This window comes from Luteolibacter sp. (assembly GCF_039920825.1).
GTDB lineage: Bacteria > Verrucomicrobiota > Verrucomicrobiia > Verrucomicrobiales > Akkermansiaceae > Luteolibacter.
In genome coordinates this window covers 1-18,576 of the sequence record NZ_JBDSCX010000085.1, presented here as the reverse complement: position 1 = coordinate 18,576, position 18,576 = coordinate 1, and the positions used below count along the sequence as shown (strand labels likewise).

Annotated in this window: 19 protein-coding genes; 7 read left to right on the top strand and 12 right to left on the bottom strand. The window is 58.6% G+C overall.

Annotation, left to right across the window (positions count from 1 at the left end; all coding sequences use genetic code 11):
* Positions 1-29: 29 nt before the first annotated feature.
* From ABIQ96_RS24865 to ABIQ96_RS24855, 3 genes are read right to left on the bottom strand one after another with little or no spacing between them, the layout of a single operon-like run.
* Positions 30-551, bottom strand: coding sequence for a tail fiber protein (locus ABIQ96_RS24865; protein WP_348217362.1), 522 nt, complete (start codon positions 549-551; stop codon positions 30-32).
* A gap of 3 nt (positions 552-554) precedes the next feature.
* On the bottom strand, positions 555-1,058 hold the full coding sequence (locus ABIQ96_RS24860; RefSeq protein ID WP_348217361.1) for a tail fiber protein: 504 nt from the start codon (positions 1,056-1,058) through the stop codon (positions 555-557).
* A 5-nt stretch (positions 1,059-1,063) separates the two neighbouring features.
* Complete coding sequence (locus ABIQ96_RS24855) at positions 1,064-1,564, bottom strand: tail fiber protein (RefSeq protein ID WP_348217360.1); 501 nt, start codon at positions 1,562-1,564, stop codon at positions 1,064-1,066.
* Positions 1,565-1,750: 186 nt separating this feature from the next.
* Here ABIQ96_RS24855 and ABIQ96_RS24850 point away from each other — a divergent pair, with 186 nt between their 5' ends.
* Both ABIQ96_RS24850 and ABIQ96_RS24845 read left to right on the top strand, forming a co-directional pair.
* Entirely contained in the window at positions 1,751-2,272 is a 522-nt protein-coding gene (locus ABIQ96_RS24850; RefSeq protein WP_348217359.1) for a hypothetical protein, read from the top strand.
* A 6-nt stretch (positions 2,273-2,278) separates the two neighbouring features.
* The gene (locus tag ABIQ96_RS24845) at positions 2,279-2,749 is read left to right on the top strand and encodes a GNAT family N-acetyltransferase (protein WP_348217358.1); all 471 of its coding nucleotides are present in this window, start codon (positions 2,279-2,281) and stop codon (positions 2,747-2,749) included.
* A gap of 7 nt (positions 2,750-2,756) precedes the next feature.
* On the opposite strand, the gene ABIQ96_RS24840 is transcribed toward ABIQ96_RS24845, so the two are convergent.
* From ABIQ96_RS24840 to ABIQ96_RS24825, 4 genes are all read right to left on the bottom strand, one after another.
* A complete protein-coding gene (locus tag ABIQ96_RS24840) occupies positions 2,757-3,056 on the bottom strand; it encodes a hypothetical protein (protein ID WP_348217357.1) in 300 nt (99 codons plus the stop codon).
* A gap of 27 nt (positions 3,057-3,083) precedes the next feature.
* Positions 3,084-4,121, bottom strand: coding sequence for a hypothetical protein (locus ABIQ96_RS24835; protein WP_348217356.1), 1,038 nt, complete (start codon positions 4,119-4,121; stop codon positions 3,084-3,086).
* Positions 4,118-4,780, bottom strand: coding sequence for a hypothetical protein (locus ABIQ96_RS24830; protein ID WP_348217355.1), 663 nt, complete (start codon positions 4,778-4,780; stop codon positions 4,118-4,120). Before ABIQ96_RS24830 ends, ABIQ96_RS24835 begins: the two co-directional genes overlap by 4 nt.
* A gap of 78 nt (positions 4,781-4,858) precedes the next feature.
* Positions 4,859-9,547 (bottom strand): PQQ-dependent sugar dehydrogenase, encoded by a 4,689-nt coding sequence (locus ABIQ96_RS24825; protein ID WP_348217354.1) that lies wholly within the window; start codon positions 9,545-9,547, stop codon positions 4,859-4,861.
* 246 nt (positions 9,548-9,793) lie between these two features.
* Here ABIQ96_RS24825 and cimA point away from each other — a divergent pair, with 246 nt between their 5' ends.
* Entirely contained in the window at positions 9,794-11,362 is a 1,569-nt protein-coding gene (gene cimA, locus ABIQ96_RS24820; protein WP_348217353.1) for a citramalate synthase, read from the top strand.
* 6 nt (positions 11,363-11,368) lie between these two features.
* Here the strand turns inward: cimA and ABIQ96_RS24815 are convergent, their stop codons facing one another.
* Positions 11,369-13,342, bottom strand: a complete 1,974-nt coding sequence (locus tag ABIQ96_RS24815; RefSeq protein ID WP_348217352.1) for a choice-of-anchor D domain-containing protein — start codon at positions 13,340-13,342, stop codon at positions 11,369-11,371.
* Between the two features lie 306 nt (positions 13,343-13,648).
* On the opposite strand from ABIQ96_RS24815, the gene ABIQ96_RS24810 reads away from it, so the two are divergent.
* The 4 genes from ABIQ96_RS24810 (at position 13,649) to ABIQ96_RS24795 (ending at position 17,183) form a co-directional block, all read left to right on the top strand.
* Complete coding sequence (locus ABIQ96_RS24810; protein ID WP_348217351.1) at positions 13,649-13,996, top strand: hypothetical protein; 348 nt, start codon at positions 13,649-13,651, stop codon at positions 13,994-13,996.
* A 111-nt stretch (positions 13,997-14,107) separates the two neighbouring features.
* On the top strand, positions 14,108-16,360 hold the full coding sequence (locus ABIQ96_RS24805; RefSeq protein WP_348217350.1) for a tetratricopeptide repeat protein: 2,253 nt from the start codon (positions 14,108-14,110) through the stop codon (positions 16,358-16,360).
* A 50-nt stretch (positions 16,361-16,410) separates the two neighbouring features.
* Positions 16,411-16,800, top strand: coding sequence for a ribonuclease E inhibitor RraB (locus tag ABIQ96_RS24800; protein WP_348217349.1), 390 nt, complete (start codon positions 16,411-16,413; stop codon positions 16,798-16,800).
* Complete coding sequence (locus ABIQ96_RS24795; protein ID WP_348217348.1) at positions 16,797-17,183, top strand: VOC family protein; 387 nt, start codon at positions 16,797-16,799, stop codon at positions 17,181-17,183. Before ABIQ96_RS24800 ends, ABIQ96_RS24795 begins: the two co-directional genes overlap by 4 nt.
* Before the next feature lie 54 nt (positions 17,184-17,237).
* Here the strand turns inward: ABIQ96_RS24795 and ABIQ96_RS24790 are convergent, their stop codons facing one another.
* From ABIQ96_RS24790 to ABIQ96_RS24775, 4 genes are all read right to left on the bottom strand, one after another.
* The gene (locus tag ABIQ96_RS24790) at positions 17,238-17,504 is read right to left on the bottom strand and encodes an HPr family phosphocarrier protein (RefSeq protein ID WP_348217347.1); all 267 of its coding nucleotides are present in this window, start codon (positions 17,502-17,504) and stop codon (positions 17,238-17,240) included.
* 158 nt (positions 17,505-17,662) lie between these two features.
* Positions 17,663-17,851 carry a 30S ribosomal protein S18 gene (gene rpsR / locus ABIQ96_RS24785; RefSeq protein WP_348217395.1) on the bottom strand — a complete coding sequence of 63 codons (189 nt, stop codon included), beginning with the start codon at positions 17,849-17,851 and terminating at the stop codon, positions 17,663-17,665.
* Positions 17,852-17,922: 71 nt separating this feature from the next.
* Entirely contained in the window at positions 17,923-18,096 is a 174-nt protein-coding gene (rpmG, locus tag ABIQ96_RS24780; protein WP_200350839.1) for a 50S ribosomal protein L33, read from the bottom strand.
* Positions 18,097-18,119: 23 nt separating this feature from the next.
* Positions 18,120-18,576, bottom strand: a 457-nt coding sequence (locus ABIQ96_RS24775) for a TraR/DksA C4-type zinc finger protein (RefSeq protein WP_348217346.1), incomplete at its 5' end; no start/stop codon positions are given.

Sequence of the window (18,576 nt, the reverse complement as noted above, 5' to 3'; positions counted from 1 at the left end):
CCATCAGCAGCGTGCTCCTGCGAAAATCATCAGGTTCGCGGCGGGAAGACCCCTTGCAGCGCGATATTGAAGTAGAAGGTCAGGTACGGCTGCATGTTGTTATGCGGTTGATCGCCGCCTGCGGGTGCAAGGGTCTCGACCGCAAGTTGCACATTGCTGGCAGGCTGATAGAGAGAGCCGCCGGAAGAAAGAGTCAACGAAGCGGACGGGCTTGGCACGTTGGTATCTCCCGGATCCAGCACGTTGGCCCGGAGTGCGTGAGAATGGCCCGGCATCTCGCTTTGCAGCAGCGTCACGGTTTCGGAACCGCTCATTTCGCCTAGGTCATGCAGGGAAAGGCCCGGGCCCTGTCCCGGATGCATGGGCGCGCTGCCTTGGAGATCGGGCAGTGCGAAGTTGGACTTGCCATTGCCGCCGTAGGTGGTGCCGAGCAATGAGAACAGCGCCGTATTCTGAGATAGCGGCAGCAATTGTCCATCGCACCAGGCCCAGCCTTTCGGCGCGAAATTGAAAGGGAAAATGCGGATTTCCGCGACGAAAGGATCAGCCATAGGTCAGGTCGGTGAGGGAAAGATGCCAAAAAGCGAGATGATGAAATCGACGCAGAGGTAGGGCTGGAAGTTGCTGTGTGGCTGACTTCCGCCAATCGGGCCAATCGCCGCCGCGTGGAAGTTGCCGCTCGGTACATCGTTGATGTAGGGAACCACGCTGAAAGAGCTGGCAGGCATGTTTCCTGCGGGGGTGATCTGGTTTCCATTGACCGCTGCGGCAAGCATCGGGTGGCTGTGCGCGGGGATCTGATTCACGGATAGCGTGATCTCTTCAGCGCCGCCGGTTTCCGCGAGGGTAAAGCCGCCGCCCTGATGGATCGGAATCCGGCCGCGCAGGTCCGGTAATGCGAAGGTGGATTCGCCATCGCCGCCATAGGTGGTGCCGATGAGCTGGAAGAGCGTTTCATTCTCCGAGATGGGCAGCAGTTGTCCCTCGCAGAAATTCCAGCCGGCGGGGGCGAAGTTACCCGCAAACATGCGGATTTCACCTACGTAAGGTTGAGCCATGGTAGTTAGGTGGGTGAAGGGAAAATCCCTTGGAGTGCGATACAGAAGCTCAGCGTGAGGAACGGCTGCATGTTCAGGTGGGCCTGGCTGCCACCCACATTGGTCACCGTGCCCGGATCAAGGCTGGTGAGATTGGCCGGCGCATGGTAAACGTTGTTGCCACCGCCCAAATACCGGCCGTTGGGACTCACGTTGCCGCCTGTCGCAATCGACGAGCCTTGGACAATGTGCGTGTGAGTGGGCAGTTCCGCGATCGAAAGCGTGTGCGCCTGCTCCCCTCCCCGCTCACCGAGCGTGTGCCCGCCGCCGACGTGGATTGGAGTTCGGCCGCGGTTATCCGGGAGGGCGAAATTCACCCGCCCGTCGCCGCCGAAGGTCGTGCCTAGGAGTGAGAAAAGCCCCTGATTCTGGTTGATAGGCAGCAATTGCCCGTTGCACAGCGCCCAGCCCTTCGGCGCGAAGACGAAGGACATGATGCGGATTTCGCTAAGGAATGGTTCTGCCATGGCAAAATGGTAAATGGAGATAAAAAATCGTTCGGCGGTTACCTATCAGGAAACGTGTGGGGCTTTTACAGGCCGGGTTTACTTAGGTCCAGATTATTGAGAGGTTGCGTTAAATATTTGGTAACTTTAATTGTAAATCCCGTCGGTTCGTGGTAGCCCCTGAACCGCATCCGCCACTTGCCAACCATGTCAAACTCTTCCGATTTCAACCCGAGCTCCCTCACCCGCCGCCGAATTCTGGGATGGGGCGGTGCCGGAGCGATCGGGGGCCTTGCGGGCTATCTTGGCTTGCAACCCCATGAGAGTAAAAACATTACACCCGGGAAAACCGCTCAAACGGAGCCCCAGCTAGCAGCTCCCGGCGATTCCAGTCAAATCGAAGCGGCATCGCAAAACAACACGGTGCCGCAGGCAGGTGTGATCCGTCGCGAGGATTTCCTGCCGCATCTAAAATCCCTGTTCCGCCTCGAATCCATCAACACGAACTGCACTCTCGTTGAAGTCGGGGAAGCTCAAAAGCAGGTCAGTCCGACCGCGGAATTCACCTCGTTTTCTCTCCTGTTCACCGCGCTGAAAGGCTCCATAATCGAGAGCAAGATCCATCAACTCGCCCATGGCAAAATGGGAACCTTCGACCTTTTCATTTCCCCGGTCGGCGAGTCGAACGAGCGCGTCTATTTGGAAGCTGTCTGCAGCCATCGCGTTTGAACGCCGATGACACCGTCCGTCAGCCTGAGAGCCGCCACCGGGGATGACACGGAATTCCTCGCCGCCGTGTATGCCTCCACGCGGATGGAGGAACTGACAGCCACCGATTGGGATGATGCCCAAAAGACCGAGTTCTGCCGGATGCAGTTCGTCGCGCAGGACGCGCACTACCGGCAGCACTATCCGACCGCGGAGTTTTGCGTGATCGAAGCCGGAGGAAATTCCGTCGGCCGACTTTATGTGGACCGCTGGACTCGGGAAATCCGCATCATGGACATTGCCATCCTGCCGGAATATCGCGGTAAAGGCATCGGTTCGCACTTGCTGCTGGAGCTGCAACGCCAGGCCGCCGCCAGCGAAAGATCCCTATCCATCCACGTCGAACGATTCAATCCGGCGTTGAGCCTTTACGAACGCCTTGGTTTCCGGCTGCTTGAGGACAAGGGGGTCTATCTGCTACTGGAATGGACAGCCTAGCCTGACCTCAAGTGAAGATCGCCTCGAATTCCGAGCCTTGCGATCCGTCGGCGACCTGCGTGATGAAGATCTCGATCTCCCCAAGAGCATCACATGAAAAGCGATAGGTTCCCTGCGGAAAACGCAGTCCTTGTGGACCGCGAAAGGTGATAGAAAAGGGATCCCGGGCCGCATCCGACCGCTTGTGTCCGAGTTTCTGAATAGAATGCAATCGGAGTTCGACCTTTGCCGTCCCAATCAGCGCGACAAAAGCATGTCGTTCCAGTGGAACAAAAGTGTCGTGGTCAACGGTTTCGAGCGGAATCATGAATTTGAAAATTTCGGAGCGGCAGAATTACGCCCGCCGCAAATAGTCGGGCACCTGGTCGCGCTGGGAAGCGGGCGGCAGCGTGGCGCTGGCGAACGAAATCACCGCACCGACACCGGCCGCATGCGCGCCACCGAGGCGGGGCTCGACGTCGAATTCGGGAAAACGGTAGCGGGCGCGCAGCCGCAGCCAGTGGTTGAAACCGAATGCCGTTAGAAACGCACCCAGCAGGACCGCCGCAGGCATGGCGAAGCGGAGAGCGAGCTGCTTCACCCATAACAGTTTCGCCGATTTCGCATCAGCGACAACGGGAGCGGCCGGCAGCGGATTCATGGCAGGCGATTCATCGGCGGTGACCGTGTCTCCCGCCAGCTTGCGTTCCATCCAGTAGATGCGGATGGACATCTGGACGAGAAATCTCGCGAACTGCTCGGACGGATTGGTTTTTTCAAACGCCTGCATGACCGAGCTTTCCAGCGCCCGATGCTGCTCGGGGGCAGAAATCGAACCGGTGATCGAAGGACTCAGATAGACCACCGATCGCTGCGGCGCGCCCAGATAGTAATAAACGATGGCGGCGGGACGACCGTCGGAAAAACAACGCTCGATCATTTCCTCCTCGCGGACCTCGCTGGGAATATCCTGATCGCCGCCGATGACGTAAACGTAGAGATCGATGGACGAGTCGCTGGCGTGATAGTTGAGAAAGCTGAGCCGATCACGGTAGTCGGAAGGACTCAGAAGCCCCTGCGGATCTACCAGAAATGTGTTGGGGCGCTCTGCGAAATAAGCGGGCAGGAATTTCTCCGGCACTTCGGTCATGCGCCTGAGGTCATCGACGATTTCCTCGGGGCTCGGCAGCTCGACATTCAGGGGTTCGGCTGTCGCCTTCGGTTCGTCGGGAATCGGGTCTTCGGTTAGAAGAATGGCACCCGGAATCCAGCCGGATTTCTCCAACTCGGCACGTTCGGAGCCATTCCATGCGGGCAAGGAAGGCTCGTCGAAAGAGCGTGCCGCACAAAGGGTGATCAATGATCCAGCGACTATCACGGCGATCGATTTCACCGGGAAACCTCCGTCTTTTTTTCCTCCCCGATGGCGGGGGGACGATGGCCCGAGCGGATCCGGCGGACGAGATCCCCCATCTGCGCGGGAGGAACTACCTTGCGCTCGAAATGCTCGGGATCCCGCCTGGCTTGGCGGCTACGCTTGGCCAAGATCCCGTCCAGATGAGCCAGCAACCTGATGAGGCCGTCCGCATAGCGCTCCTCCAGCCAATAGGCGTGAGCGCGGGAGAGGCAATCGAAGGTATCGGACTCCTCGAGAAATGGATCGAGCAGATAACCGAAGACGATGCCCGCGGCTTTGGACTCCGGATCGATGGTGATGAGAATTCCCGCTTCGTTGGGTTTCTCCACAGGCACATCCTCGAAAGCGGAACGGTTCAACAGCCAGAAACCGAATTGCCGGATATTGGAAACCTCTCCAAGTGAACCGGTGTAAATGGCGACGAAAACCTGAGGGAAGCGCCGGGCGATTTTTTCCATCGCCGCCTCGACCCGCGGACGATCACCGCGTCTCAGGATTCCCGCGCAGTCCGTGAGGCTGCGAATCCGGACTTCCTCAGCGCCAAAATACCCATCCGCATCGACAAGCGTGAAGCCACAATGCGGGCAGGAGGCCGCGGCACGGTGGATACGCTGGACACATCGGGGGCACTTCATGATTGCAAGACGAATTCTTCTACGGAAAGTCCCGTAGTTCGTCAAAGCGAATCATCAGGAATCACGGAATAAATCGCGTCATTGCTGGGTGGCTTGGATGCTGAAGAACTGCTTGGTGACATTGCCCACCGGAGGAGTGTAGGTGACGGTCACTGTCTCGTAATCGGTGCCGGCGATCGGCACGGCGGTGGTCGTGGTGATGTTAGGAGTCGCATCGGTCCAGCCGACGAGATTGTCTGAAACCATGACTTTGTAATGGGATGCCGACTTGTCCTTCAGCGCGACATAGCTGAGCACCACCGGGCCGGTCGGCGTATTGCGGGTGATCGGCACTCGGATGAAGTCGTAGGTTTGCGGATTCACACCGAAGGCGAATTCCCCGAAGTTGGTGATGCCGTCAAAGTCCGGATCGAACCCGGCGGACTGCGCGCCTTGAAGGTGATAGATTCCGGGGAACCAGGCGGCGGTCCAGTCCTCGAAGGCGGTCGAAGCGGCAATCAAGCTGGGAGCCGGTGGATTTGGCGGAGCGGTTTGATACAGTGAGGTGACCTCTGCCTGGCTCAGCACCTTGGTGTAAAAGCGCACCTCGTCCAAACTTCCGTCGTAACTCCGCGTCGCATCGGCGGGCGTGGAAGCCAGGGTGATCACCGGATTGGAATTCAGCGTCGCGGTACTTCCGATGGCCGTCGTCTGGAGCGATCCATTGACGTAAATCTTGACCTCTCCGCTGGTCTTCGCGCGGGTGACCGCCACGTGCACCCATTGTCCGGTATTCACCGAAGTGGTGCCTTGGATTTGAATCGCGCCGGCGGTTGTGCTCACACCCGTCATGACGGTGATGCGATGGATTCTGGCACCGGAGTTGCCGGTCCGGGTGCCGGCGATCATGAAGTCCGTGTTATTGCCCCCGGTGTCCGCGTTAATGAGCGCCTTACCCTCATAGGCGTTGTTGGTGTTTCCGCCGTTGAATGTGAAACTCTGGGTTGTTTTCATCCAGAAAGAGACCGAGAAATCATTGCCAACCCTGTTAGGGACGGTGACGCGGTTGTTCAGGGTGGAGCTGAATGTAAGACCGTTCCCCCACTTAGCAGCTCCCCATACCGGGCTATTCACCAGCGTACCGTTGGAAGGACTGGCGATGGTGCTGTCGTCGGCCACCGTGCCCGATGTTTCATCCAGTCGATACCATGCGACCAATCCGTCGGCATCCGCAGCCGGCGGCTCGGCGACCGTTTGCAGATAGACGTTCGAAGCGTAGTTGCCCGCCGTCGCCGCATTCTGGGCCCGACCTGCCGGCAAACTTACCGACGCAGTGGTATAACCGGCCGGGTTGACCGTGAGCACGTAATCGGCCCCGCTTCCCGTCAGACCTGCGGCGGTGCCGTGGAGGATGTCGAAATCGCCGGGGGTGAGGCCGGTGACGCTGTCTGAGAAATGGACATTCACCTGAAACGGGCCGGTGGTTGTGGCCGGACCAGTTAGAGCAACCAGCGGCCCGGTACCAAGGCTGTTGATCCAGTCGGTGAAAAGCTGGATCGCTGGCTGATCCACGAGGTGCTTGGCGATCGGCGGCATCTTGATTTCCGCAGTGGAACTCAGGCGGCGGAGCATGATCGAGCGGTCAGGGTCCCCGGGACGAATCACGCGGTTGAGGTCATCGCCGTAGTTGGTTTCGACATCGCCGTAGATGAGCCCCTGATTCGCAAGCGGAGTGGTGATACGGGCGTCGAAAAACGCGCGGACGCCGCCCGGTTGGTGGCACTGGGAGCAGTTGGAATCAATGTAGGAGCGCACCCGATCAGTCAGGCTGGCGGTGGTTTCGGCGACGTTGTGGCTTTTCAACATCCAGGGAATGAGATCCTCGCGATAGCTGTTATCGAACCACCCCAACGCACCGAGCGTTTCCAACTGGTTGGCGGCGCGCCCCGTTAGAGGGTAGGTCATGTCACCATTGAGCTGCCACGGTTTCACCCCGAGGACGTAACCAGCGTTGCCGTTATGGCAGAACCGGCAATCGCTGTGGCTCGGATAAGTCCATGTTTCCTGGCGGGTGCCGCCGCCGATGGCCGCGATGTCGATCTGCTCGTCCAGGCCCGCAGGCATGAGATCGGCGTCGCTATTGTCGGGGCGCCATTTGTAGGTGAAACCGAAAGGCTCTCCGGACTCGGGAATGACCACGAAGCGCGTTTCAAGACGGCGGTAAACCGTCGGGTTCGTATCGTCCACGGGGAGTTCGAAATGCTTGATGAAAACCGTACCGACAGGGAATTGCCAATTGCCCTCGGCTTTGAAGGTGATCTTCTCGGAAGGGCTGTCGTGCACTCCGTTGTTAGGGAGTGCCATCCAGCGGAGTTTGTGCGCGCGGTCCGACCAAAGCGGGGCGTTCACCGTATAAGGAACAACTCCTGCGGCCGGAGTCAGGGTGGCGACATTGGAAAACGCGCCGGTTTGGGAGAGCAAGGGCGGCGGATCCACGACTGGAATCACCGGCACAACCGGGGCCGAACCGTAGAGGAACTTCGATTGAGGGAGTGCTTCATCGGTGATTTTGACCTCGTCAAAGTCGGCGCTAGTGACCCAGTCCGCGGAGTTTCCATTGTAACATCCCCGGCCGACCGACCAGACGCCGGACTGCAGATTCCCGACATAACCCGTCGCCTGCGCGAGCTGGGTGTAGGCCGATGTGACGGTATCGTAGCGATAGACCGTTAGAGTCCCGGCGGCAACGTCGCCGACGATTGCGAGGTGATACCAGGCATCCGCGACGAACGAAGCCTGGGGCAGCACCTTAAGCGGGACGGTGGTCCAGGTCGTGGTGGCCGGATTCAAGGTTCTTACATTGAGATACAAATCGCCGCTGGTAAGGGGAAACGTCGTGGCACCGGCATCAGTCCTGCCCCATCGCATGAGCCGGAAGGGCTGGAGGGCGGGTCCGTCTTCGCCATCCGCCGGCGGAGTGGTGCCTGTCAGCCCGTCAAGTCCGAGGAAACACTGGTAACCGCCTGCTAGAGATCCCGTGTTCGGTTTGAAACTCAACTCCATGGTGAAATTGTTCAGAACCCCGAGCTTGGAACCGGTGTAAAGATCGCCAGCATTATTTCCAGGCCGGCCGTCGAGATCCGCGCCCTGCATGTGAACTCCGCGAGTGTTGGCGGGAAATCCGGTCGGGCTCACTCCGCTTCCCGCGTTGTAGGTGACATTGGCGCTGTTGGCAGCTTCGTCGTCGTAGGCTAACAGCGGAACACCGTCAACCACGGCATTCGCCGTTGAGTTGACCGGATTGTCCGACACATAGCCGGAGGTATTCGTCACAGCCTGATCCTCGAACCGGAACCATCCCGACCTTGTGGTCGCGGCTGGAATGGTCGCCAGCTTGAAATAACGGCCGCGGGTTCCGGTTCCGTTGATCTTGATGAAAATTGGCTCACCGGACTGATCCCAACCGATGGTCGAGGTGCCGCTGTAAACACTGCCGCTCGGCATGTCGGTCAGCAGGTCGTTGGTGGCGGTCGAGCCGTTGTAGGTGTGGGCGCGGATATGGCCGGTGACATTGTCCACCGTGATGAATTTCCCGACGAGACTGGGATGGGCCGTCCCTCGATAGACAAATCCACCGACGGTGCAGGCATCGGTCGCGTGGGAAGCATCCCAGATCGGTTCAGTTAGGGTACCGATGATGGTGGTAGGCACGGTAGGAGGTTGCGGACCGGTCGGTCGGGAAATGATCCCCTCGCGGAATGGCCAGCCAAAGTTAGCACCCGGCGTCACGATATCGAGTTCCTCGCGGGTGTCCTGACCGCTTTCCGCCAGCCACAGGCGGTTGGTAACGGTGTCGTAGGAAAACCGATAGGGCTGGCGGACACCGATGGCATAGAATTCCTCAAGGTTTCCTCCCGACACATCGTTGAACGGATTGTCGGCCGGAATTTTATAATTCGCTGTAAAGCTCTCCGGCCATCCGGCTGGCATCACTGGATTGTGCAATGGCTGGCGTCGAATCGCATGACTGCCCGCTTTCTGGTCCACGTCGATTCTCAGAATGCCGGAAAACAGACGATCATTGATTTTCTGACCGTCGTTGTATTGATCGTTAGATCCGCCCTCGTCGCCGATGCCGATATATAAATAGCCATCCGGTCCGAACGTCATGCAGCCGCTGTCATGCCATTGCTGCTGGTCGTATTGCTGGATCAGGATTTGCTCGCTCGCCGGATCCGCGATCGGTTTTCCGTTCCCATCGAGAATGACGGTGAAGCGAGCCACACGCCAGAACGCTTCGTTGCCATTTCCTCCCGCAGGCTTCCATTTATAGGTAATATAAACGTAGTCTCGGTTAGGCGAGCCGACCTGACCGAACTCCGGGTGAAAAACCAACCAAGTCATGCCGCTGTCGCTGCTGGTGAAAACCACGCTGCTCAGATCCAGAAACGTGTCCGTCTGGTTAGCACCCGGAGTGTTGTCGAACAGGAAGATTTTCCCTTCTTTGGCGACGCATAGCAGCTTGTTCGTTCCGGGGTACGGGAGCAGATGCATCGGCAGGTTGATATTGATGCTGCTGAATGTCTCCTGGACCGTCCACTCGCTGGCGCCGGTGGGTTCGACCCGTGGCAGGGAGCCATTCAAGAAAGGTGCGACCGCGGCGGGATGATCGAGGCCCGGTGTTCCGGCCATGACGTTTCCACCGAAATGCATCAGCAGGCCGACAGCTGCGAAGCGCCCACAGAGTTGTATGGAGGCTTTCCGTGGACGTGAAATGCGGGTCATCATAGAGTGGGTTTCGAAACACGACGGGATCGGCAAGGCTCATACACCTGCGCAAATTCCCACCTCCGATCAGATCGGTTCAGGTAAACTAGTTGCATTATATTGTCCTTTCAACCCCCCCAAGGTGGGGGGACGAGACCTGCGGACGACGATTGGTTACTGGAAATCCGAAGAATCCGAGGCGTCATTTCACCGTCGCTTCTCCCTTGCCCATTCGCCGGGCGGCCCCTAGTCTCCGCGCCCCTGCCGATGAGCTCCAAACCTGTATTTCTCTACGACACGACCCTGCGCGATGGCACCCAGGGCGAAGGATTCCAATTGTCCGGCCTCGACAAGCTGCGAATTGCGAAGCGTTTGGACGAATTCGGCATCGACTACATCGAAGGCGGCTGGCCGGGGTCTAATCCCAAGGACATCGAATTTTTCCGCGAGGCGAAGAAGCTGAATCTGAAGCACGCCAAGCTCGCCGCGTTCGGCTCCACCCGCCGTGCGGATACTCCGGTCGAAGAAGATCCGCAGGTGCGATTGTTGCTGGAAGCCGAGACGCCGGTCGTCACCATTTTCGGAAAAAGCTGGGAACTCCAGGTCACCGAAGTCCTGCGCACCACCGTCGAGGAAAACCAGGCGATGATCCGCGACACCGTTGCCCATCTCGTCAGCCACGGCCGCGAGGTGATCTATGATGCGGAGCACTTTTTCGACGGCTACAAAGACTCCCCCGCCCACGCCCTCGCCACGCTGAAAGCTGCGGCGGACGGCGGAGCTGCCAGCCTCGTCCTCTGCGACACGAACGGCGGAACACTTCCCTCCGAGGTGATGGAAATTTGTGAGGCGGTGATGAAACACCTGCCGGGAACTCCGGTCGGCATCCACACGCACAACGATTGCGAACTCGCCGTCGCCAACGCCATCGCCGCCGTTAGAGCCGGAGCGAACCAGGTTCAGGGCACCATCAACGGCTACGGCGAGCGCACGGGAAATTGCAATCTCACCTCCGTCATCCCGATCCTCCAACTGAAGATGGACATGCCGGTCGTTCCGCATCTGGAACAACTCCGCGATCTATCCTATTTCGTGGATGACGTTTCCAACAACCCGCATTTCGCCCGCGCCGCCTTCATCGGCCGCACGGCTTTCGCTCACAAAGGCGGGATGCATGTGAACGCCGTTCAAAAGCTTGCCCGTAGCTACGAGCACATCGTTCCGGGCAGCGTTGGAAACTCGCAGAACATCCTCGTTTCCGAACTCAGCGGCCAGTCGAACATCCTGATCAAGGCGGAGGAGTTAGGGATCAAGTTGGAAAAAGGCGCGCCCGAAGCCGGGGCCATCCTGCGCCGCGTGAAGGAACTCGAAAACGACGGCTATTCCTACGAAGCCGCCGGCGGATCGCTGGAACTACTCATCCGCCGCGAACTCGGAACCTATCAGAAACCTTTCGACCTCACGGAATACCACACCAGCTTCCGCCAATACCGCGACGGCCATCCGCCGGTTTGCGAAGCGACCGTGAAACTTTCCGTCAACAACACACCGGAACTCACCGTCGCGGAAGGCCAGGGTGTGGTCAACGCGCTCGACATCGCCCTGCGCAAGGCGCTGCTCCCCTTCTATCCGGAAATCTCCAACGTCTCGCTCGTCGATTACAAGGTCCGCATCCTCGACGGCCACGACGCCACTGCGGCGAAGACCCGCGTGCTCATCGTTTCAACCGACGGTGAATCCAGTTGGGGCACTGTCGGCGTTTCCGATAACATCATCGAAGCGAGCTGGCTCGCATTGGTGGACGGCATCGACCTGTTCCTCCAACGCAGGAAATAAAGCGGGTTACTGAGCCTTGCCGGTGCCCGCGGTTTTGATGTCGAACGGGTTTTCATCCGCATCGTTGCTTTTGACGTGAATGGCGGCGGCGCGCTTGCCGGTGGCTTTCGGTTTGAAGGTAACGGTGAAGGTCGTGGAGGTTCCCGGGGCAAGGCTGTTTTGCCCGAGGGCGGCGATGAAGAATTCACTCTTGTTGGCACCGTCTTTGGAAACCGCGATTTTCGTTAGATCAAGAGTGCCGTTATTGGTGATGACGAAGGTTTTGGCGACGCTGGTTTTTCGGATTTTCACATTGCCGAATCTCGTGGTGTTCCAGCCGTCGGACAAGTTGACGGCGGATTGTTTAATGGAAATTTCGGGTGCGGACTCGGCAGCGCCGATATCCACAACGCTGCTGCCGTCGGCATCCGCATCGAACAGGCGGGTGTAGCCGGCGCCGCGCTGATCCGTGGAGAGGGCGATCTGTTCGGCATCATAGGCATATTGATTGAGGCCGGCATCCAGAGCGGGAGAGCCGGGCAGCGGCGGCATCGTTTGTGTGGGGCCGCCGTAGTTTCCAAGCGGAGCGAGCGTTGGCGCGGCGTTGATGATTGCCTGACCGGATTGTAGTCCGCCGGTCTCGATCACGTAATCCTGGATGATATTCGCACCGAGATGCACGAAGCTGCTTTGGCTATGGTTGATGATGTCGCCACCGTCTGTCGGAGAGGTGTTTCCGGCAACAATGCTGTTATAGATTGAAAGGGAGCTATCACAATCGATGGCACCTCCAAAATCGGAGGTGTCGTTTCCGGTAACGGTGCATTGATAGAGCTTCAACGAACCGCTGACGTTGAAAATCGCACCGCCATAGAGGGCGGCATTGCCGGTGAGCGTGCATTGGACCAGCGCCACGGACCCATCGTTGTTTCGAATCGCGCCACCGGAACTGCCGGTCGCGGTGTTGCCGGAGAGGGTGCAGTTTTCCAAGAGAAGGGTGCCACCAGTGCATTGGATGGCGCCGCCGGAGTCGCCGGAATTTCCGACAAGGGTACACTGGGTGAGGGTGAGCAAGCCCTTGTTGAGAATGGCACCGCCCGGGGTGAACAGGCTGCCGTGCTGGAGGGTGAGATTCCGGAGGGCTACGGTTTTACCGCTGATAACAGATAAAATACGGTTCGTTCCGCCGCCATCGAGGGTGATCCCCGGGCCGCCGGCGATGGTCAGGTCTTTGTTGATCGAAAGCTCCGAGGTGATGGAGATGGTGCTGCCTGCAAGCTCGGGAGCAAAGGTAATGGTCGCGCCGGACGGAGCTTTTTCGATGAAATCGCGCAGGGAGCCCGCCCCGCTATCAGCCGCCGTGGTGACGACGGTGTTAGTACCGCGCAGTGCGAGGCCGTAGAGATGCCAGGTGGCTGCGTTGGCGTTGGAAACGCCAAGGGAAATGACGCGGGTGACCTCGGTAGCGGTGAAGGCGTAATCCACGCGGATGCCTTTACCGAGATTCTGCGGGTTGTAGCCGAACTGGTCCTGATCCACCAGGAGAATGTCCGCACCGCTGGTGAAGGTGATGGCGCGGAAATTCGCCAGTTGTCCGATATCAGAACCCCAACTGGTACTGAGGATGCTGGCCACGTAGGTTTTCCCCACGGTTAGTCCCTCAAGGGTGATGATGCCGGGATCTCCACCGTAGATGAAGTCATGGGCGATGATGGCGCTGCCATTGCTGCCGAGGGCGGTTAGAGCATTGTTGTCATTGTTGTAAACGAAGGGAACTCCGCTGATGGAGAAATTTCCGGCAACAGAGGGGTTTGCCCCGGCGACGCCAGTGACGGCCTTCCCGGCAATGGTGGTATTCGTGGCACTTCCGAAATGGACGGCCCACAGGGAATCCTCGACGATGCCGGAGGAGAGGTTGCCTTTCCATGCGTTGACAGAGAACTGGGCGTGCACCGCTGGGGCCAGCAGCAGGACGAAGACGGCGGTGAATGGGATTTTCATAGGATCGAGGGGGAGAGAAATGTTGATGGGATAGATGAATCGCATGCTGGCGTCGAGGACCTTCGTTTGATTTTCAATGGATGGGAGATGGGTTCCTGTCAGCATGAATAAATATCACTTCCCTTGGTCCGCGCTCCTTATACAACCTTCGAGAATATGAAAACCCGGCTGCATCAATGGATGCTCGGATGGATGCTACTGCTGATCCTTCCGGGAACCTTGCTGGCTTGCCTCCTTGTAATCTCGGCGCTCGGGAGCGGATTGAGTGATATTTCGAGGGCCAGAGGGCTTGCTGGAATCCTGTTCATGCTCGCCGTTCCGGCGTTGTTCGGGTGGGGAATCCATCTGTTTCGCATCCTCGGATCCGGCTATATCGCTTCCACCCGCTACAGACTGCTGGCATTCCATCTCGCCGATTTCGTCTTTTGCGGCGCTTGGCTCATGTCGTCGTTTTCGCGGAACGGAAATTCGGGGATGATCTTTTCGCCAGGGATTCGTACCGTTGGATTCACGATTCTCCTGATCCCTGTTTTCACGGTCCTGTTCACCTCCCCCACCATCCAACCGGATCCAGTAGCGCCGCTTGCGCGCGCTTTCTCACCCAACCGTGCGAGCCGCAGACTGGTTGCCTGGCTCGCCGCTAGAATCCGCTGATTTCAATCCGCATGTCCCGGATTGACGTTGCAACGTCCTGTCGGTTCACTGCGCCAAGCCGTTGAAATCACCATGGGATTATTGAGAAGACCACTTGTCCGCATTTTCGCGGTGATTTTGACGGTCGCGGCAATCGGCCTGCTGGTCCGCCATTTCAACACGCCTGCTCTCCTCCCGAAACAGGCTGTCGCAGTCGATCCCCACGCCCCGATCCTCGCGCCCGAGGACGAGGTTCACTCCAAATACGCCGGTTCGAAAACGTGCATCGAATGTCACAAGGCGGCTTTCGAAAAATGGCAATACTCCAACCACGGCCTCGCCGAGCGGAACATCAGCAAGGACGAGGACTACCATTCCTTTTCCCCCAAACAAGCGCTGGTCCATGGCAAGGACACCTCCGAGGCCTTCGTCGATGCCGATGGGCTCGCAAAAATCCTCACCGTCGGACTCGACAAGCAACGCCACGCCTATCAGCCGGTCCGAGTCATCGGTAACAATCCGCTAAGACAGTTCCTCATCCCCGCTCCCGGCGGACGCCTGCAGACCTGCGACGTGACTCTCGATCCCGCGAAAAACGAATGGTTCGACGTTTATGGCGACGACGAACGCGAGCCCGGCGATTGGGGCCACTGGACCGGCCAGGGCATGAACTGGAACGCCATGTGCGCTGCCTGCCACAACACCCGGTTGCGGAAAAACTACGAACCGCAGACCAACAGCTACCACACTTCGATGGCGGAAATGAGCGTGAGCTGCGAAGCCTGCCACGGTCCGATGAAGGATCACGTCGATTGGCAGAAAAAACCACCGTCGGGTGTGAAGAAGGATCCGGCGCTCCATCCGTTCAGCCGCGACCAGGTCACCGAGACTTGCGCGGCGTGTCATGCACGGCGCGCCGAACTCACGGGCGATCTCATCCCCGGCGAGTTGTTCGCGGATCATTTCAGCCTGACGGTGACCGACGAAACCGAAACCTTTTATCCTGACGGTCAGATCCGGGATGAAAACTACGAATACACATCCTTCGTCTCCAGCCGCATGTATCACGCTGGTGTCCGTTGCGCGGATTGCCATGATCCCCATTCCGGCAAACGTATCGCTCCGGGAGACCAACTCTGCATGAACTGCCACGCCGGCGGCCGCACGGATTTCCCGACGGCACCGGTCATCGATCCCACCGCTCACAGCCATCACGGCGTGGACAGCACCGGAAACCAGTGCACGTCCTGCCACATGCCGGTCACCACCTACATGCAGCGCCATCCGCGGCATGACCACAGCTTCAGCATTCCCGATCCCAAGCTCACCAAGGAATTCAATGTCCCCAACGCCTGCAACAAGTGCCACACCGACAAGGACGCCGATTGGGCGATCGCGGCTAACAAGAATTTCTTCGGTGAAAAACCCGACCGCCCGACCCGCACCCGCGCCCTGCTCGTCGCCAATGCCCGCCAGGGAAATCCTGCCTCACGCGATGGCCTGGTTAAAATGTTAGACAGCGAGCCAATCCCGGCATGGCAAGCCACCGCCTGCCATTTGCTCGAACGCTGGGTGCTGGATCCGTCGGTCACCCAAGCCCTGCTGGGACAAATTTCAAACAAAAGTCCGCTCGTCCGTGAAGCGGCGGTCCGGGCACTCGGGCCAGTCGTTAGAGCAAACAACGCCGTCGTTCGCAGCGCGCTCCAACCACTTTTGGAGGATCCGGTTCGTTCCGTCAGAATCGCCGCCGCGTGGGCTCTCTGCGATACGCTCGATTTGAACACCCGCGCCGGCAAGGAACTCGTCCACATGCTCGATCTCAACGCCGACCAACCCACCGGCCGCATGCAGCTCGGCCAGTTCGCCACACTCCGCGGTGACAATCCCTCCGCCATCCGGCAGATGCGCAAGGCGATCCAGTTGGACCCGAATTCCCCACCCTTCCATCACGACCTCGCCATCCTGCTGAGCACCAGCGGTGATACGAAAGGAGCGGTCGACGAACTCCGCCAGGCGATCCGGCTCGACCCCGAAAACCCGGAATATCATTTCAAGCTCGCGCTTTCTCTCAACGAATCGGGAGATATTCCGGGAACGGTCGCATCACTTGAGAAAACCGTGAAGCTGGATCCTAGCTATGCCCGGGCTTGGTATAATCTCGGTCTGATCCGCAGTTCCATGAATCAACCGAAGCCAGCCATCGACGCCCTGCGCCATGGAGAATCCGCCGACCCATCCGACGCCTCGATTCCCTACGCCCGCGCAACGATCCACGCGCGGCTTGGTCAGAAAAGCGAAGCTCTAACCGCTGCCACCCGCGCTCTCCAGCTTCGTCCGGATTTCCCCGAAGCCGCCCAGTTGATCCAAGCTCTTTCCCGCCCCTAGACATTCCCGGCGACCTTGACGTCCCCTGCATTTTCCAGCAGATTCAGAGCGTGAAAGAGCATTTGAATTGGATCAAACGCATGCTGGGTGCCGATGGCCCGGGATCGCCCGAGGAGGAAAACGCCGAGGTTTTGCGACGAATGGCCGCCGATGGAGACAGCCTGATCAACAAGCGTGACGTCGAGTTCAACCACTTGTTCACGCGGGAGGATTCCGCCGTGGATTTCATCACCGCCGCCCGCGCCCAAGGCTATCAACGGTGCGAACATGAATACTGGAACGAACAAGTCGCCTGGCTGACATCGATCCGTATCCGGATGGTGCCGACTTTGGAAGAAATCACCGAGATCGAACTCAATCTCGCGGAACTCGCCAGCCCGTTTGACGGCAGGCCCGACGGCTGGGGTTGCATGGAAGTGATCAAATCCCAATCCGCGTGACGGTTTCCGGACTTCATCACGTCGCGGTGATTTGCTCCGACTATGAAACGTCGAAGCGATTCTATACGGAAATCATGGGATTCGAAATCCTGGCGGAGACCCATCGCCCTGAGAGGAATTCCTACAAGCTGGACCTGCTCGTGCCCGGAGGAACTCAGATCGAGTTATTTTCGTTTCCAGCACCACCGGCCAGATCATCCTATCCGGAGGCTTGCGGGCTGCGGCATCTGGCGTTTTCCGTCAGCAATATCGAACGGGAAACCGCCGATCTAACTGCCAAGGGCGTTACGGTGGAGGAAATCCGGGTGGATGGACTGACGGGGAAACGGTTTACGTTTTTCGCCGATCCGGACGGGTTGCCGATCGAGCTTTATGAAGAATAGCCGCGCGCAATGAATTTCGCGGTCCCGGTGATGCGGAATGAATTCCGCAGTTCATCAATCTTCCTCGAATTTGCGGGTGATGAGATCCTCGATGGCGTCCAGCGCGGCATCGGCATCCGAGCCATCGGCGCTGACGGAAATGACGGAACCGTGGCCCGCGGCCAGCATCATCAGGCCCATGATGCTCTTGCCATCGACTTCCTCACCATCCTTCTCAACGAAGATATCCGCCTGAAAACGGTTGGCGGTTTTGACGAATTGCGCCGCAGGGCGGGCATGGATGCCGAGTTTGTTGAGAATGGTGAAATCTTTTTTGGCCATGAGGGTCGGCTGTCGCCGCGCGGAATGTAGAAACTCAAACGGATCGCTCCAAGGCAAAAATTGCGGAAGAATTTCCCATCACCTGCGGGAAGGACAAATGAAAAAGCCGGACCGTTTTCACGGGCCGGCTTTTGAAATTTCAAGAACCTCGCGACCGATTAAGGAAGCAGGTTGATCGCGCGGGATTGCTTGATCGCGTTGTTGATCTTGCGATGAAGCTTGGCGGAAACTCCGGTGACGCGGCGTGGAAGGATCTTACCGGTCTCCGTGGTGAACTTGGTGAGAAGCTCCGGATTGGTAGGAACGACCAAGTCGGCCGGGATGTCATGCCGGCGGCGCGGCATCATGCGGTTCGCCTTACGGAAATTGATTCGGCGCTGGATTGTTTTTGGCTCGGACATGGTAGCAGAAGCTGATGTTAGCGGAGTTCGCGGTGAAGGGTGCGGCGCTTGAGGAAGTGATTGAATTTCACTTTCTCCAGACGACCTGGCGTGCGGAGGCTCTTCTTGTTACGTGTGGTGACGTAGCGTGAAGTCGGCTTGCCCTCGGCTTTCGCTTCGGTGCATTCTAGAATAATAATCTCGCGTGGCATGACTTTGGGGGCGGGAGGATGATTTAATCGTCGTCTTCGTCAAGAGAAACCGTTTCGGAATCTTCATCATCGACATATTTCCCGCCGCTGAAGCCAACTTCGTTGGACGGACGGAAGCGGCGGTTGCCATATTCCTTCTCCCATTGGGCCTGGCACTCGACCGTTAGACGGGCGAACGGGATGGCTTCGAGACGGGCTTGCGGAATCTTGCGGGCGGACATTTCGCAAATGCCATAGGCTCCGCCTTGGATGCGGCGGAGGGCCTGCTCGATTTCATAGAGCGCGTCCTGTTCCTTGGCCAGGACGGAAAGGGCGAAGTCGCGGTCGTAGGCATCGCTGCCGGCGTCACCCTGGTGCTGGCCGCTGCCGGAAGCTTCAGAACCTTCCGGCGCATTGCGGATGGTGTCACGGGCCATGCCGGAAACCGCATCGACAAGGTCATCGCGGAGATCAAGGAGGCGCTGGCGCTGCTTTTGGATG